Source organism: Microbulbifer magnicolonia, assembly GCF_035117725.1.
Taxonomy (GTDB): domain Bacteria; phylum Pseudomonadota; class Gammaproteobacteria; order Pseudomonadales; family Cellvibrionaceae; genus Microbulbifer; species Microbulbifer magnicolonia.
In genome coordinates this window covers 217,606-234,402 of record NZ_JAYEFD010000002.1, presented here as the reverse complement: position 1 = coordinate 234,402, position 16,797 = coordinate 217,606, and the positions used below count along the sequence as shown (strand labels likewise).

12 protein-coding genes are annotated in these 16,797 nt (G+C 65.3%); 9 read left to right on the top strand and 3 right to left on the bottom strand.

The genetic code is table 11. The annotated features are described in order from the left end of the window. Window positions 1-74 precede the first annotated feature (74 nt). Window positions 75-644 (bottom strand): elongation factor P, encoded by a 570-nt coding sequence (gene efp / locus RRF64_RS10275; protein WP_323845797.1) that lies wholly within the window; start codon window positions 642-644, stop codon window positions 75-77. Between the two features lie 141 nt (window positions 645-785). Between efp and epmB the strand changes: the two genes are divergently transcribed. The 7 genes from epmB to RRF64_RS10240 all read left to right on the top strand — a co-directional run bounded on the left by epmB (window position 786) and on the right by RRF64_RS10240 (window position 12,677). Further along, complete coding sequence (gene epmB / locus RRF64_RS10270) at window positions 786-1,829, top strand: EF-P beta-lysylation protein EpmB (RefSeq protein WP_323845796.1); 1,044 nt, start codon at window positions 786-788, stop codon at window positions 1,827-1,829. A gap of 130 nt (window positions 1,830-1,959) precedes the next feature. After that, window positions 1,960-3,684 (top strand): hypothetical protein, encoded by a 1,725-nt coding sequence (locus RRF64_RS10265; protein WP_323845795.1) that lies wholly within the window; start codon window positions 1,960-1,962, stop codon window positions 3,682-3,684. Window positions 3,685-3,793: 109 nt separating this feature from the next. Continuing rightward, entirely contained in the window at window positions 3,794-5,881 is a 2,088-nt protein-coding gene (locus tag RRF64_RS10260; protein ID WP_323845794.1) for an EAL domain-containing response regulator, read from the top strand. Window positions 5,882-6,176: 295 nt separating this feature from the next. After that, the gene (locus tag RRF64_RS10255) at window positions 6,177-8,132 is read left to right on the top strand and encodes a M1 family metallopeptidase (RefSeq protein WP_323845793.1); all 1,956 of its coding nucleotides are present in this window, start codon (window positions 6,177-6,179) and stop codon (window positions 8,130-8,132) included. Window positions 8,133-8,389: 257 nt separating this feature from the next. Then, complete coding sequence (locus tag RRF64_RS10250; RefSeq protein ID WP_323845792.1) at window positions 8,390-9,427, top strand: efflux RND transporter periplasmic adaptor subunit; 1,038 nt, start codon at window positions 8,390-8,392, stop codon at window positions 9,425-9,427. Then, on the top strand, window positions 9,424-12,528 hold the full coding sequence (locus tag RRF64_RS10245; RefSeq protein WP_323845791.1) for an efflux RND transporter permease subunit: 3,105 nt from the start codon (window positions 9,424-9,426) through the stop codon (window positions 12,526-12,528). The genes RRF64_RS10250 and RRF64_RS10245 overlap by 4 nt, the downstream gene beginning before the upstream one ends. Before the next feature lie 26 nt (window positions 12,529-12,554). Next, entirely contained in the window at window positions 12,555-12,677 is a 123-nt protein-coding gene (locus tag RRF64_RS10240; RefSeq protein ID WP_323845790.1) for a hypothetical protein, read from the top strand. Window positions 12,678-12,690: 13 nt separating this feature from the next. Here RRF64_RS10240 and RRF64_RS10235 read toward each other — a convergent pair whose 3' ends face one another. Further along, window positions 12,691-14,007, bottom strand: coding sequence for an erythromycin esterase family protein (locus RRF64_RS10235; protein WP_323845789.1), 1,317 nt, complete (start codon window positions 14,005-14,007; stop codon window positions 12,691-12,693). Between the two features lie 215 nt (window positions 14,008-14,222). Between RRF64_RS10235 and RRF64_RS10230 the strand changes: the two genes are divergently transcribed. Next, window positions 14,223-14,348 (top strand): hypothetical protein, encoded by a 126-nt coding sequence (locus tag RRF64_RS10230; RefSeq protein ID WP_323845788.1) that lies wholly within the window; start codon window positions 14,223-14,225, stop codon window positions 14,346-14,348. 56 nt (window positions 14,349-14,404) lie between these two features. On the opposite strand, the gene serB is transcribed toward RRF64_RS10230, so the two are convergent. After that, a complete protein-coding gene (gene serB, locus RRF64_RS10225) occupies window positions 14,405-15,553 on the bottom strand; it encodes a phosphoserine phosphatase SerB (RefSeq protein ID WP_323845787.1) in 1,149 nt (382 codons plus the stop codon). A 71-nt stretch (window positions 15,554-15,624) separates the two neighbouring features. Here serB and RRF64_RS10220 point away from each other — a divergent pair, with 71 nt between their 5' ends. Then, window positions 15,625-16,728, top strand: coding sequence for a hypothetical protein (locus tag RRF64_RS10220; protein WP_323845786.1), 1,104 nt, complete (start codon window positions 15,625-15,627; stop codon window positions 16,726-16,728). Window positions 16,729-16,797: the final 69 nt, after the last annotated feature.

The window sequence follows — 16,797 nt, the reverse complement described above, 5'->3', positions numbered from 1 at the left end:
GCCGCGATCGATCTCGGGTTAAACCACCATCGATCGCGGCCGTGGGCCGCTCCTACAGGACAACAATAGGGCAATCAATCTTTGGCGCGGCCCAGGTACTCGCCGGTGCGGGTGTCGACCTTGATGGTCTCGCCGATTTCCAGGAACAGCGGCACCTTGACCACGGCGCCGGTGGACAGGGTCGCCGGCTTGGTGCCGCCCTGGGCGGTATCGCCGCGCACACCGGGGTCGGTATCGGTGATCTCGAGAATCACGTGGTTCGGCGGTGTCACCGCCAGCGGCATACCGTTGTACAGGGTCACGGTGCAGACGTCCTGCTCTTTCAGCCACTTGGCGGCATCGCCGACGGTAGCGGCGCTGGCCTGGTGCTGCTCGAAGGTTTCCGGTTCCATGAAGTGAAAGAACTCACCGTCGTTGTACAGGTATTCCATTTCGCGATCCATCACGTCCGCCGACTCGAGGCTCTCGCCGGAGCGGAAGGTGCGCTCCCAGACGCGGCCGGTCTTCAGGTTGCGTAGCTTGACCCGGTTGAATGCCTGGCCCTTGCCGGGTTTGACGAATTCGTTTTCCACGATGGAGCAGGGGTCGCCGTCCAGCATTACCTTGAGGCCGCCCTTGAATTCGTTGGTGGAGTAACTAGCCATGAAATCCTCTAAATATTCAGAACCTTCGGGAGTCTGGACAGGGGCCAGGCCGCCCTTTCAATTTTTGCCCTTTCAAATTTCGCATAAGTGCTTAAAATTTGCGCGCTCTGCGCAACCTCCAGCACCATGAAACGGCCGCCTATGATACAGCACGCCTCCGCTCCCAGTGAAATAGTCGCTCGCGAAACAGCCGCCGACAGCGCGAGCCGCCGCTGGCAGGACGAGCTGGCGGACCTGGTCACCGATCCGGCCGAGTTGATCGAGCTGCTGGGTCTGAGTCCCGAGCAGCTGCCGGCCGCGCTGCGGGCGAGCGGAGCGTTCGCCCTGCGCGTGCCGCGCCCCTTCCTCAAGCGTATACGGCCTGGCGACCCGCGCGACCCGCTGCTGCTCCAGGTGTTGCCGGGAGCGCCGGAATTGCAGGCGAGCCCCGGCTTCAGTGCCGATCCGCTGGAAGAGGCAAAGGCCAATCCGGTACCCGGCGTGGTGCACAAGTACCGCGGCCGCCTGCTGCTGATAGCCGCCGGGCAGTGCGCGGTCAACTGCCGCTACTGCTTTCGCCGCCAGTTCCCCTACGGCGACAACCACCTGAGTCGCCGCCAGTGGCAGGCGGCGTTGGACTACATCCGCAGCCGCAGCGAGGTGCGCGAGGTGATCCTGAGCGGTGGTGACCCACTGGTGCTGAACGACCGCCAGCTCGGCTGGCTCGCCGCCGAGCTGGCGGAAATCCCGCACCTGGACAAGCTGCGCGTGCACACTCGCCTGCCGGTGGTTGCCCCCAGCCGCATCAACGACGATCTGCTCGCCTGGCTCACCGGTTCGCGACTGAAGCCGGTGCTGGTACTGCACTGCAACCACGCCAACGAAATCGATGCAGAAGTGCGCGCGGCCCTGGCAAAGCTGCGCGGCGCAGGCGTGACGCTGCTCAACCAGGCGGTGCTGTTACAGGGTGTGAACGACAGCGCCGAGGCGCTGGAGGACCTGAGCGAGGCGCTGTTCGCGGCCGGGGTGCTGCCCTACTATCTGCACCAGCTGGACCGGGTCCAGGGGGCGGCCCATTTCGAAGTGGCGGACGAGCACGCCCTGGCACTGGTCGAGCAGCTGCGCCGGCGCCTGCCCGGCTACCTGGTGCCGAAGCTGATGCGAGAAATTGCAGGAATGGCATCAAAGTCGCCAGTTAGTAGCTAAAAGTGGCTATTTGCGCCTAATGGGCGGATGACGAATGTCGCAATTTTGACGTCTAAATCGACGCATTGCGCTTGTTCCCGGAAAAGCCCCCTTCTTATACTGCTTGCAAACCGAGGGATGGTTATTTGCAATGCAGGATGCCGTTCGAGATGTCGCTGCCGCCAGGGCAGCCGAGGTACAACAAAAACTCTTCGCCAAACTCCAGTTGCCGGCCCTGTCGCTGCCGGCACTCAGCTGTGGCTGTGCCACCGAGCGCCAACTGTCCGGCTGGCTGGAGCAATACGATCTGCAACCCTATCAACTCGCCGACCAGCAGCGCCTGGGCGGTCTGCTATCGACCCTGATCGACGAAGTGGCGCACTGGCAGGCGCCGGCGGGCAAACGCCTGCCGGTGCTCGATTTGCTGCGCGAGTACACATTGGCCTGCGTCGAAGCCATGGCGATCCAGCGCGCGGCTCTGGCCAGTACGCAGACGGCGGAACTGCGCAAGACAGTACTGGCGGCGGTGCGCCTGCTGCAGCAGCTGGGCAAGGCCTTTGCCGGTATCGCCGCGCAGCTGCAGGATGAGCGCGGCCTGGCGCTGCTGCTGCGGGAGCGGCGCGCGCGCTGCCTGCAGCGCGCTGTGGACAGCTATGCGAGGGTGATTCACGTAGTTTCACTGTTCGGGCTGGGCACGCCGCAGCACTGCTGGCGCAATATGCAAATATTGTTGCGCGTCGCGCAGCTGTACAAGCTGGAGGCGAAGCAGGTGGGCGACGGGCTGCACCCGCGGCGCAAGGGCAGCACCTCCGGTGCCTATCTGCAGGTGGCATTGTTCGCCAGTGCCAATCCGGCGCAACTGGATACCCAGGAGCAGGAACAGCTGTGGGCGCTGACCCGCGACTGGAGCCGGGCGGCGCAAATCGTGCTCGCCTACAGCGATCGCCGCAACGGGCTGCTGGCATCTCTGGCGCTCGACCAGCCGCCGGTGCCCGCCAACCGCCTGGGCAGCTGCAAGGTGGACCTGCGGCACTTTACCGCCCCTCAGGGCTGGAAAGTGGATCTCGTCCATGTGCTGACCCTGCTCGAACGGGAGCTGAAGCGGCGCTACGACCCGCTGCTGGAAAAACTGCAGCGCGGCTGGGCGTCCCAGACCGGACGCAGCGAGCGCCGTACTCCACTGCAGCAGACCTGTGACGTTGTCGTCGGTATCGGCGCCATCTGCCATCATCTCGGCGCCCGCGGCTCCGAGCAGGATTCCGCGCCGGAGGACTTTTTCCGGTGGTCCGAGCCGGACAGGGATCACCTGTGTATGGATGTTGATTCGGTGGACTTCCGCTCGGGCCAGACGATCGGTGAATACGATGTGGTGCTGCCCTGTGCGCCGAGCCTGGGCCGGGAAACGCGGGCCCGCACCCGCGGCGTAGAGAAGGTTGCCGAGCGCTACCGCCCGCAGGTCGCCAATGTGCTGAATTGCAGTGGTCGCGGCGTGGGGCTCAGCTTGCCGCCGTCCAGTTGCGCCGCGCTGCGCGTGGGGGAGCTGGTGGGTATTCGCCTGCAGGACAGCTGGCAGGTGGCCCTGGTGCGCTGGCAGCACACGCTGCCCGATCACAGCCGCGCCGGTGTGGAAGTGCTGGCCGCCGAGGCCATGCCGGTGCAGGTGCGGCGCCACACGGCCGCCGGCCACCTCTCCGCACCCATCGCCGGCTTGCTGGTCAAGTCGACGCCCGAGGACAAGCCGGCGCTGATACTGCCGGTACCCCTGTTCAAGTGCCACGACAGCCTGGAATTGTTGGCATCGTCCAATCCCCAGTCGGTCACCCTGCATCGTCAAACACTCGCCACCGGCAGTTTCGCGCGCTTTGAATTTGTGTGACCTGGGTCGCGCACTCGCTCATCGAGCGCCCTTGTATGCGGCCATCGCCGCCCCCTAAACTTAGGGGTTCGCGGCAGGGGTACGCCGCCTATAAGTAATTGAGCGAATAATGAGCAGCAACGACACCATCCGACTTCTCCTGATTCACGATACGCCGTCCGAGGCCCAGCGCCTGGTGAGCATGCTGCATAACGCCGGTCGTTCCAACCGGGCGCAACACGTTGCCAGTGAGGCGGCGCTGGCCAAGTTACTGCAGGACAAAACCTGGGACCTGCTGATCGCCGCCGAGAACAGCCAGCAGGTACCGCCGGCCGTGGCGCTGCGCACCATCAGCAAACTGCAAAAAGATGTGCCGGCGATACTGCTGAGCGAACGCAGCGGATGCCAGCCGGTGGTGGAGGGTTTGAAGCTGGGTGCGCGGGACGTGGTCACCGTCGACGAGGACCAGCACCTGCTGCTCGTCATGCAACGGGAACTGGCCGCCCTGGCCAATCGCCGTCAGGCCCGTCTGCACGACCGCCGCTACCACGCCACACTGCAGCGCGCGAAGGAGCTGCTGGACAGCTCCAAGGACGCCATCGCCTATGTCTCGGACGGCCTGATCGTCTACGCCAACGACTCCTTTGCCGAGCGCTTCGGTCACGGCAGCGGCGAAGATGTCGAGTACCAGCCGCTGATCGACATGCTCACCGAAGGCGAGCAGGACGAGGCGCGCGAGTTCCTGAAGCAGTGCGCGATCGACAACAACGAAGTGGAAGCGAGCGAGTGGAAATTCACCGCCAAGACCGCTTCGGGCAGTCCCATGCCGACCCGCGCCGAGGTGCTGTCCACGACCTACGACGACGAGCGCTGCCTGCAGGTGCGCATTGCCAGCCGCGGCGGCGACACGGAGCAGCTGGAAGCACAGCTCAGTGACATCAAGAACCGGGATCCGCTCACCGGCCTCTACAACCGCCAGCATTTCCTGCAGCAGCTCGGCGCGGCGATCACCTCCACCGCCGGTTCCCAGCGCACCGGCGGCCTGATGTTTATCGAGGTGGACCGTTTCGAGGAGACGGTGCAGAAGGTCGTGGGGGTGGCCGGCGCCGATGCGTTGCAAAAGAAAATGGCGCAGTTGCTGCAGTCGAGCCTGCGCCGCGGCGATGTAGTGGCGCGCTACGGCGAGGAGAGTTTCTGCCTGTTGATTCCGGATACGACGCCGGACAGCGCCGAGCACCGCGCCAGGGAAATTACGCGGAAAATTGCCGATACCATCTTCGATGCCGCCGGCAAGACGCTGCAGGTCACGGTGTCCGTGGGCATATCCCTGTTGAGCGAGGCTTCCGGCAGTGCGCAGACTGTGCTGGACCATGCCCTGGAAGCCCATGACCAGGCGCTGCAGAAGAGCGACAGTGGCGGCACCGTCGCCCTCTACGAGCCCGACAGCAGCAAGCAGGGCGACGCCGACACCTATCACCGCGCGCGAGTGGCGCAGGCACTGGAGGCGGGCAAGCTGAAACTGCTTTACCAGCCGGTCCTCAGCCTGCAGGGCACCGGCGAGCAAATGTACGAAGTGCTGGTGCGCATGGTGGATGGCAAAGAGCAACTGGCGCCGCAGGCCTTCCTAGAGGCGCTCGGCGATGCGGGACTCTCCAGCAAGATGGATCGCTGGGTGATCCTGACTGCGATCAAGGCCGCCGCCGCCGAGCGGGCCGCCGGCAAGGAAGTGACCCTGCTGCTGCATATCACCGCCGCGTCGCTGACTGACAGCGGTCTGCCCGCCTGGCTGGGCGTGGCCTTCAAGGCCGCCAAGGTGCCGCCCAGGTCAGTAGTATTCCAGCTGCGCCAGGAAGACATCACCAGCAATCTGCACGCCGCGCGCGACTTCACCAAACAGGTGCAGGACCTCGGCTGCCGCGTGGCGGTGTGCCACTTCGGCACCGGCCTGAATCCGTTCAAGGCGCTGGAGCACGTGAAAGTGGATATCGCCAAGGTGGATCCGTCCTTCGTGCGCGAGGTGCAGGACGAGGGCGAGAGCAGCGATACGCTCGCCAGCCTGGTCAAACAGCTGGGCGAGGCCAACACCAAGGTGATAGTGCCGCACATCGAGCAGGCCAGCATGTTGCCCACGCTGTGGCAGACGGGCACCGACTATATTCAGGGCTATTACGTGCAGGCACCGGCGGACGAGATGAATTTCGATTTCAGTCTCGACTGATAATTTGTCAGGCTTCGCGGAAGAATACCGGAGCCAGATGCGCAGGTCCTGATGCCGGGGGCCGCCACCGCACTGAGGCCCGCAACCGCCTCCTGTCCTTTTCTGCATTCATGGAGTGCATTCCTGCATTTCACCCGCTACGCGGGCAGACTTTGGCGGTGCAAGTCTGCTCCCTGCAGATTTGTCCGCATTCCGCATTCCGCATTCCGCATTCATCATTGCACTCGGCTCCTGTATCCTGTGCCGCGATCTAACAGACGCAAAATCGCGAGTACAACCCTATTGGAGCCATCCCATGTTGCCCCGCTTACTCTGTACCAGCTTATTTGTCGGCACCCTCGCCCTGGCGGGTGGCTGCTCAAAATCCGAACCGCCCGCGGAACCCGAGGCCAAGGGTGAAACTGCCGCAGCACAGCCGGCGGATACCGCAAAGCAGGCGCCTGCGGACAAGGCGCCGCAATCCGGCGTCGATTACCACTCCTTTGCCAACACCGACGATTATCGGGTGCAGCACATCGATCTGGACCTGAACGTCGATTTCGAGCGCAAGGTGCTCGAGGGCGAGGCGAAGCTGCAGTTCAAGCGGCTGAACGACAAGAACCGGCCGATGATCCTCGATACCCGCGGGCTCGAGATCGAGTCGGTCAAGGCCGGCCACGGTGAGAAGATGGATCCGGTCAAGTTCTCCATGGGTGAGAAGGACGATCACCTGGGCACGCCGCTGAAGATCAACCTGCCGAAGAACGCCACCAGAGTTGCCATCCAGTACCGCACCTCCCCGGACGCGTCCGGCGTGCAGTGGCTGGAGCCGCAGCAGACCGCGGGCAAGGAACACCCGTTCCTGTTCACCCAGGCCCAGGCCATCCACGCGCGCAGCTTCGTGCCGCTGCAGGATTCGCCCAAGGTCCGTATCACCTACAACGCTACTATTCGCACACCGGAAGCGCTGCGCGCGGTCATGAGTGCGAACAACGATCCGCAGGCGGAAAAGGACGGCGTCTACGAATTCGAGATGCCGCAGCCGATCCCGTCCTACCTGCTGGCGCTGGCGGTGGGCGACCTGGAGTTCAAGCCGATGGGCGAGCGCACCGGCGTCTACGCCGAGCCGTCGCTGCTGGACGCCGCGGCTGCGGAGTTCGAGGACACCGAGTCCATGCTCGAGGCCACCGAAAAGGTCTACGGCCCCTACCGCTGGGACCGCTACGACCTGCTGATCCTGCCGCCGAGCTTCCCGTTCGGCGGTATGGAAAACCCGCGCCTGAGCTTTATCACCCCGACCGTGATCGCCGGTGACAAGAGCCTGGTGGCGCTGATCGCCCACGAGCTGGCCCACTCCTGGTCCGGCAACCTGGTCACCAATGCCAGCTGGCGCGACCTGTGGCTGAACGAGGGCTTCACCACCTACCTGACCAACCGCATCATGCAGAACGTCTACGGCGACGAGCGCTACCGCATGGAAATGGCGCTGGGCTATGACGACCTGCAGGCCGATCTGAAGGACAAGGACGACCGCGACGAGATCATGGCCATCGACCTGCGCGGCCGCGATCCGGACGAGGTCTTCTCCAATATCCCCTATGAGAAGGGCTCGCTGTTCCTGTACGAACTGGAACAGAAAGTCGGCCGCGAGAACTTCGACCAGTTCCTGCTGGACTACTTCAACAACTTCGCCTTCCAGAGCATCACCACGGAAGATTTCGTGAAATATCTGAACGAGACGCTGCTGAAACAGTATCCGGACAAGCTGGACGCCGAGCGCATCAACGAGTGGATCTTCGAGCCGGGCATTCCCGCCGGTGCGCCGCACCCGCAATCCGACGCCTTCACCAAGCTGGATCCGGTGCGGAGCCAGTGGCTCGACGGTGAGATAGCGGCGCAGGATATCGACACCGGCGACTGGACCTTCCACCAGTGGAAGTACTTCCTCGACGGCATGCCGGAGAAGCTGAGCGAGGCGCAGCTGAAGGAGCTGGACGAGGTCTTCGGCCTGACCGAGTCGCAGAACAATGAAGTCGCGTTCAGCTGGCTGATGATCGCCGTGCGCAACAACTACCAGCCGGCCTACCAGCGCCTGGAGCAGTTTCTCACCGGCATCGGCCGCAACAAGTTCCTGCGCCCGCTGTACCGCAACCTGGTGGAGACCGGACAGGGCGAGCTCGCCAAGCGCATCTTTGAAAACGCCAAACGCGGCTACCATCCGCTGACCGTCAAGGTGAACAGCAACATCATCTACGGCGACGACGGCGAGTAACCTCTCCGTTCAGCCTTCTCCCCAGTCCCTCTGCCCACCCTCCGCTCCCGCTGGCGAGGGGTCGGGGCAGAGGGCTGTCCCGCCCGGCAAGCCTGCCAAATGTAAATTTATGTAAACCCTTCGGCCCGCCGCGCCGTATCATTTAGGCTTGCGTTCGGCGCAACGCCGGCCCCAGCCATGGCCAATGAATCCCGGTCCGCGAGCCCACCATTGATTGCCCGCGGCGGAACCCTTTTGATGTAACAACGACAAGAATCATGAAAACTTTCGGCGCATTCGCTCTCAGCCTGCTATTTCTCCCCCCCGCGCTACTGGCCCAGAGCGGCGGCCCGGTGCCGGTGCGTATCGAGCCGGTGCAGGAACAGCAAATCGACAATCGCCTAGAGGCGCTGGGCACCGCCAAGGCCTGGGAGTCCGTGTCCATTCGCGCGAGCGAGACGGAGCAGATCACTCGCATCGCGTTTGAGAGCGGCCAGAGAGTGAAAGCCGGCGACCTGCTGGTGGAACTGAGCCACGCTGAGGAAAAGGCGGAGCTGGCCGGCGCGCGCGCCAGCCTCGAGCGCTACCAGCGGGATGCCGAGCGGTTGCAGCGGCTGGAGCGCGACAAGCTGGCCACCCGGGAACAGCTGGACGCTGCCAGTACGCTGGTCGCCGAGACCCGCGCGCGCATCGCCGCGCTCGAGGCGCGCATCGCCGACCGCGTGATCCGCGCCCCCTTTGACGGCCAGCTGGGCCTGCGCAATATCAGTCTCGGCACACTGGTGTCGCCGACGACGGAAATCGTCGCGCTGCAGGACATCTCCCGGCTGAAACTGGATTTCACCCTGCCCGAGCGCCAGCTGCCGCTGATCGACGGCGGCATGGCGATCCGGGCGCGCAGCCAGGCGCACCCGGGGCGGGTTTTCCGCGGCGAGGTGATGCTGGTGGAGGCGCGGGTGGACCCGCAGACCCGCGCCTTTACCGTGCGCGCGCAACTGGATAACCGCGACGGCCTGCTGAAACCCGGCATGCTGCTGACGGTCGAGATCGTCAGCGACCAGCGCCAGGCGCTGACCATCCCCGAGGCGGCGCTGGTGCCGCTGGCGGACACCCAGTCGGTCTATGTGCTGGAGGGAAGCGAAGCCGGGCAGGTGGCGCGCCTGCGCCAGGTTGAGCTGGGCCGCCGCTTTCCCGGCCGCGTCGAAGTCCTCTCCGGCCTCGGCGCGGATGACCGCGTCGTGACGCGCGGCACGCTGCATATCCGCGACGGCCAGGCAGTGGTCGCCGAGCCGGCGAGCGGGGTGGGCGCGCTATGATCCTGAGCGATGTCTCGGTCAAACGGCCGGTCTTTGCGCTGGTGCTGTCACTGCTGCTGGTGGTGTTCGGCCTGATCAGTTTCGACCGATTGCCGCTGCGCGAATACCCGGATATAGATCCGCCGATCGTCTCCATCACCACCGACTACCCCGGCGCCTCGGCCGCGGTGGTCGAGACGCGTATCACGCGCATGATCGAGGACCGGGTCGCCGGGATCGAGGGCATCAAGACCATCTCCTCGTCCAGCGTCGACGGCCGCTCGCGCATCTCGATCGAATTCACCATCAACCGCGATGTGGACGCCGCGGCCAACGACATCCGCGACCGGGTGTCGGCAGTCTTCGACGACCTGCCCACCGAAGCGGACCCGCCGGAGATCGAGAAGGTCGACAGCAACGACGACGTGATCCTGTGGCTGAACCTGACTGCGGAAAACCGCACCATTCCCGAACTCTCCGACTACGCCAACCGCTACCTGGTGGATCGCTTCTCGGTGCTCGACGGTGTGGCGCGGGTGCGGGTCGGCGGTGCCAAGGATTACGCGATGCGCATCTGGCTGGACCGCAATGCGATGACCGCGCACGGCGTCACCAGCGGCGATATCGAGCGCGCGCTGCGCGCAGAGAACCGCGAGCTGCCGGCGGGTTACCTCGAATCCAGCGATCGCCAGTTCACGCTGCGGCTGCAGCGCCAGTTCCGCGCCGAGGAGGACTTCGCGCGCCTGGCCATCGCCACCGGCGCCAACGGCCATGTGGTGCGCCTCGCCGATGTGGCGCGGGTCGAACTCGGCTCGGTGGAGGAGCGGTCCACCTTCCGCGGCAACGGCGAGCCGATGGTCGGCATCGGCATCACCAAGCAGTCCACCGGCAACATCATCGCGGTGGCCGAGGCCGCCAAGCGCGAGATGGAAAAGGTCAACGCCGACCTGCCCGAAGGCATGCGGCTGGCGCTCAGCTACGACTCCTCGGTGTTCGTCAGCGAGGCGATCAAGGAGGTCTACACCACGCTCGCGATCGCGGTCATTCTGGTCGTGCTGGTGATCTACCTGTTTCTCGGCAACTGGCGCGCGACCCTGGTGCCGGCGATCACGGTGCCGGTGTCGCTGATCGCCACCTCGATGCTGCTCTACGCCTTCGGCTTCAGCATCAACCTGCTGACGCTGCTGGCGCTGGTGCTGGCGATCGGCCTGGTGGTGGACGACGCCATCGTGGTGCTGGAGAACATCTTCCGGCGCATGGACGAGCTGGGCGAGCCGCCGCTGCTGGCCGCCTACCGCGGCGCGCGCGAGGTGGGCTTCGCGGTGGTCGCGACCACGCTGGTGCTGGTGGCGGTGTTCGTGCCGATCACCTTCCTCCAGGGCGATATCGGCCGGCTGTTCTCCGAATTTGCGCTGACCATGTCCGCGGCGGTGATCTTCTCGTCGCTGACGGCGCTGACGCTGTCGCCGATGCTGGCGTCCAAGCTGATCAAGCCCAGCGACCGCGGCAACGGCCTGACCCAGCTGATGGACCGGCAGATGGCGCGCGTGCAGGCCTCCTACCGCCGCGGCCTCGACGGCCTGCTGCGCCGGCGCTGGATCGCCGCTGCGGTCTTCGCGCTGGTGATGGCGTTCGCCGCGCTGGCGGTGAAACTGATTCCGAGCGAATACGCGCCGCGCGAGGACCGCGGCGCCTTCTTCCTGTTGGTCAACGGCCCTGAGGGCGCCAGCTACCAGTACATGCAGGAGTACATGGATATCATCGAGCAGCGCCTGATGCCGCTGGTGGACGCCGGCTATGTGCGGCGGCTGCTGGTGCGCTCGCCGCGCTCCTTCGGCACCTCGGCCACCTTCAACTCAGGTATCGTGATCCTGACGCTGGCCCCCTGGGACCAGCGCCCGTCCGGCTTCGAGCTGATGAATATGGTGCGTGACAAGGTCAGCGACCTGTCCGGTGTGCGCGCCTTCCCGGTGATGCGCCAGGGCTTCGGCGGCGGCCTGGGCAAACCGGTGCAGTTCGTGCTCGGCGGCGCCAGCTACGAACAGCTGACGGAGTGGCGCGACACATTGAACGCGGAGATCGCCAAATCCAACCCGGGCCTGCTCGGCGTCGACTGGGATTACAAGGAGACCCAGCCGCAGATGCGCATCGACGTGGATTACGAGCGCGCCGCGGATCTCGGCGTGCTGGTCAGCGAGGTGGGCTCGACGCTGCAGACAATGTACGGCTCGCTGCGCGCCACCACCTTTATCAACGACGGCGAGGAGTACGACGTGATCCTCGAGGGCGAGCGCGAACTGCAGCGTACCCCGGCGAGCCTCGACAGTATCTATGCGCGCTCGTCCACCAGCGGCCAGCTGATTCCGCTGGCGAGCCTGGTCAACGTGCACGAACTCGCCGATTCGCCCAACCTGCAGCGCTACAACCGCATCCGCTCGATCACGCTGGAAGCCAACCTGGCGGACGAGCTGGTGCTCGGCGATGCCATCGACTACCTGAACACCCTGGTGGCGGAGAAACTCGACGGCACGCCGGTGGTCGATTACAAGGGCCAGTCGAAGAACTTCCAGGACTCCGGCAACACCATCCTGTTCGCGATTCTGCTCGGCGCGCTGGTGGTGTTCCTGGTGCTGGCGGCGCAGTTCGAGAGCTTCGTGCACCCGCTGGTGATCATGCTCACGGTGCCGCTGGCGATGGCCGGTGCGCTCGCCGGCCTGCTGGCCGCGAGCCAGTCGCTGAACATCTACAGCCAGGTGGGGCTGATCATGCTGGTGGGCCTCGCGGCCAAGAACGGCATTTTGATCGTGGAGTTCGCCAACCAGCTGCGCGACCGCGGCCTGGCGTTCGGCGAGGCACTGCGTCAGGCATCGGCGACGCGCCTGCGCCCGATCCTGATGACCGGCATCACCACCGCCGCCGGTTCGCTGCCGCTGCTGCTGTCCTCCGGCGCCGGCTCCGAGACCCGCGCGGTGATCGGCAACGTGGTGTTGTTCGGCGTGCTGGCGGCGACGTTGTTCACGGTTTTCATCGTGCCGGTGGCCTACGATCTGCTCGCGCGCCGCACCGGTTCGCCCGGCGAAGTGGAACGCGAAATCGACAAGCTCGAACAACAACACCAATAACCCGGCCCGATCTGGAGATAGAGACGATGCCGAAGCTGGTTTTTCCCGCGCTGCTGTTGCTGTTCGCGGTCGGCTGCAGCAACAGTGCCTGCAACGATCGCGGCGGGCCGCCGCTGTCCTTCCCGCATGCGAGCGTTACCCACGGCTAGCAGCCGCAGGGCTTCAGAAACCCCAGGGGTAGGTATCCGGCGGCGTCGCACTTTCGGTGGCTTCGATATGCAGCGGGTGCAGCGCGCGGGTTTCATCCAGGTAGACGAATGCGTCGTAGCGCCGCGCCAGTTCGGTCGGCACATAGTTGCCGCGCTCGCGCCGCGGGTCGTAGACCACGCCGACCGCGCGGTGACCGCGGGCGGTGGAGAACTCACGACGGTCGCCGACCCGGTCCAGCAGCAGCATCCCGTTGTCACCTAGCGCCGCGTGCAATGTGCCCTCCCAGCTGGGCTCCGGTGACGGCGGCAACGCCATGCGCTGCATGTCGGCGCCCCAGTGGCCGCCGGCGATGACGCTGCCGCGATGACAGCCGAAGCCGACCAGCCGCACCCGCTGGGAACCCCATTCCTCGCGCGCCAGCTGGCCGATATTGTGCATGCCCACATGGCGCATATCCGTCGCGCGGGCGTCGCCGATGTGGGTGTTGTGGGCCCAGACGATGCCCCGGGTATCCGGGCCGTGATGCTGCATCAGGCGGTTGAGCGTCTCCATCATATGGCTGTCGCGCAGGTTCCAGGAGCCGGCGCCGCCCGCCATCATGGTGCGGTAATAGCGCTCCGCGCTGACCATGACATGGGCATTCTGCTCGGCATCGAAGTCCCCCTCCGGATCCGAGTCGAACGGCGGGTGCCGGCGCGCCAACTGCAGCAGCAGGCCGATCACCTCGTCGGCGCAGTCGTGTTTGGAAACCGCGGTATGCCGGGCGTAGCGCTGTTCGTCGCGACCGTAGGGCTGAAAGCAATTGAACACCCGCTCGGCGGCGGGTATCGACTGCGGGTCGTTGTGGCGCAGGTGCTGCATGATCGCGTCCAGGGATTCCCACAGGCTGTAGACGTCCAGACCGTAGAAGCCCACCGGCCGCCCGGGCGAGCCGGCGTTGTGCTTGCGCAGCCACTCGGCGAAGGCGACCATTTCCCAGTTGGCCCACATCCAGGTCGGCCAGCGATCAAAACCGCGCAGCACGGTTTCGGCCCGCTCACCGGACTGGGGGTAGCCTTTGACATAGCGGTTGACGCGATAGCAGTCGGGCCAGTCGCCCTCCACCGCGATGAAGTCGAAGCCGTGCTCCTCGATCAGGCGCCGGCTGATGGCGGCGCGCCAGAGATAGAACTCGGAGGTCCCGTGCGAGGCCTCCCCCAGCATCACGATGCGGGCGCCCGCCAGCGATTCGATCAACGGGTCCAGATCGTCGCGGTGGCGCAAAGGGTGGGACAGTGCGCGCAGGCTGTCGCGGAATTGGGTTTCGCTATCGCTGTCTGAAACTGGCATAGGTTCGGCGGGTTGCAGCGGGTCACTCACAGGTTTGTGCGCGGCGGCGACGCATCGGGGCGAACCGGCCTGCGCTCCCTGTCAGGATAGTGTTCCGAACGCTGTCACGCGCAGCCAATTTATTGGCGGCTGTTTCGACCGCCCACTGTTCAGCGCGGAACCCTTTGCGTAATCTGCAATCCGAACAACACCGGCGCTGATGGAGAGGGGCTGTCATGTGGAAAAGGATATTCTTGGTGTCGCTGCTGGCGCTGTCTGCGGTCAGCTGCGGCGGCGGCGTCAGCGTCTGCACCGATAGCAACAAATCGCGCCCGCTGCCTTTCCCCCACGCGATGGCGTGATCTGTTGCATTTCTCCGCGTTGCATTTCTCGGCGTAGAAGCGGCCACAGGCTGCTTCTAAATAAGCCTTTCTATCTGCCGGTCGTTCAGGCCAAACAGGTACAGCGCCGCATCCAGCCCGAAACTGTCGATGGACTGCGGCGCCTCCAGTCGCACCTTGGGTTTCGGGTGAATCGCGATGCCCAGTGCACCCAGGTTCAGCATCGGAATGTCGTTGGCGCCGTCGCCGACGGCGATGACCCGCTCCAGGCCCAGCCCCAGCTCGTCCGCCATCTGCTGCAGCAGTTCCCGCTTGCGCATGCCGTCGACGATCGGCTCTATCACGCCGCCGGTCAGGGCACCGTCCGCGAATTCGAGCTGGTTGGCGTGGATGAAATCCACCGGCAGTCGTTCGCGCTGCAGGTAGTTGGCAAAAAAGGTGAAGCCGCCGGACAGAATGGCCGTCTTGCAGCCCAGCGCCCGCAGTGCGCGCAGCAGTTCCTCGGCGCCCGCCTTGAGCGGCAGCCGGGTGGCTATCTCCGCCAGGCGCTGTTCGGAAAAGCCCTTGAGCAGCGCCATCCGCTTCCTGAAACTGGCGCGGAAATCCAGCTCACCGCGCATGGCGGCCTCGGTGATCGCGGCCACCTGGTCGCCGATTCCGGTGATCTTGGCCAGTTCATCGATCACCTCCGCGTCGATCAGCGTCGAGTCCATGTCGAAGCCGGCCAGGGCCGGAACCCGCTGGCTGCTGCCCGGTTGCAGCACCAGATCGGCGCCGAGTTTCTGCGCCTGCTGCAGGCAGGCGTGTTTGGCGGCGGCAAATTCCAGTTCGGCACCCAGCTGGAAGCGCAGCACGGTGCGCTCGCGTCGCTGGGCCAGGGTGTCGACCGCGGTCACCGGCCAGTTGTGCTCGGCGAAGAAGCGCAGCAGTTGCTGCAGTTGCGCCAGGCTGGCGTCCGGCGAGAGCAGGGTGACGCACCAGGGGGCGTTGACCGGGGCGGGCTCCCGCGACGGCGGTACCAGTTCACAGCTGGTGATATCTTCGAAGGGCGCGCTGCCGCGGTATTCCAGGCCCAAGCGCGCGTAATCGCCGGAGTAATCCAGGTAGCGCAGGGTGCAGTCGATCGGTGACTGGATTATCTGCGCCAGCGGCAGGTGGAATTCTTGTGTGGTCGGCATCTCGCCCATGGCGCTGGTCCCTGCGGTTGCGGAAAGTTGGAGGCGCATTATAGCTCCCGGAGCAATCTTCGCTAAAATCGGCACAATTCTTACAACGACAAAAATCCCAGCGGCCCCCTATGCTTGCCTCCATCGTTTCCAAGACCCGAAACCTGCCGCAGCTGATCGCCGGATTGCCGCAGCGCACACAGCAACAGCTGCTGGCCGCGGCCATCTGGCTGGTGCTGGCGCTCTTCTGCAGCGCGGCCCTGGGGCATTACTACGGCCAGCAGAAGTCTGCGGCCGTAGCGCGGGACAGGGCCGCGGCTGCGGCGGCGGCGACCTTTCTCGCCGGCCAGAGCCTGGAGCGCATCGTCGCCGGCGACCGCATCAGCATGCAGCTGCTGGCCCAGCAGATGCTGGCGCTGCCGGCGATCAGCGGCATCGCCGTGCAGGATGTGGAATCCAACACCCTGGCGCAGGTCGGCGATACGGAGCGCGGGGAGTCCCTTAACGTCCCGGTGGTTCTGCACGACAGCATTGCCGGCAGTGTCAGCGTGAATCTGTTGCCGGGCAGTGGTGTCGACTTTCCCTGGGCCAGCCTGCTGCTGAGCCTGGTGTTTGCGCTGCCGTTCAGCGCTGCCGCGGCGCTGGCGGCGATCACGGTTTCCCCGCTGGCCGCAGGCGCTGCCGCACGCCGCGCGGTCCCGGTGGTGCAGCCGCGGCCGGTGCCGCAGGCACGGGCGGAGCCGGAAATCGTCGTGGGCCTCTATATCCGCCCGCTGAACTGGGCGCAGCTGGGCAATCAACTGAGCCGCACTGCGCTCGACAAGTTGCAGCTGGAGCTGGCGGAGCGCCTGCAGCTGCTGCGGCGCATCTACGACGCGCGCCCGCTGCAGCACGCCGGCCCGCAACAGGGGCTCGGCTTCTGCGGTGAAGACGCGGCCTTCCGCGCCGTCTGTTGCGGCCTGCTGCTGCGGGAGCTGCACAGCGCCAGCCGCGCCACCGGTCTGCAACTGGCGCTGGCGGTGGTGCCGGCGCAGCCGCAGTCCTTCGACTTCTCCGGCGAGCAGCTGCTGGCGCAGTCCCGCGGCCTGTCGCTGCACGCGGATCTGCTCGCGGACAAGTCTCTCGACGGGCGCATCGAGCACCACGGCGCCAGCTGGGGTGCCGAAGTGACCGGCCTGGTGCCGAGCTATCAGAGACTGCTCGACAATCAGCTGCGCCAGCTGCTGAACGCCTAAACTCCCTCTATTGCCGTCCTCCCTTGTCTGGTGACTGATCACCAGATGGAGGTCTATTTTTGTCATATA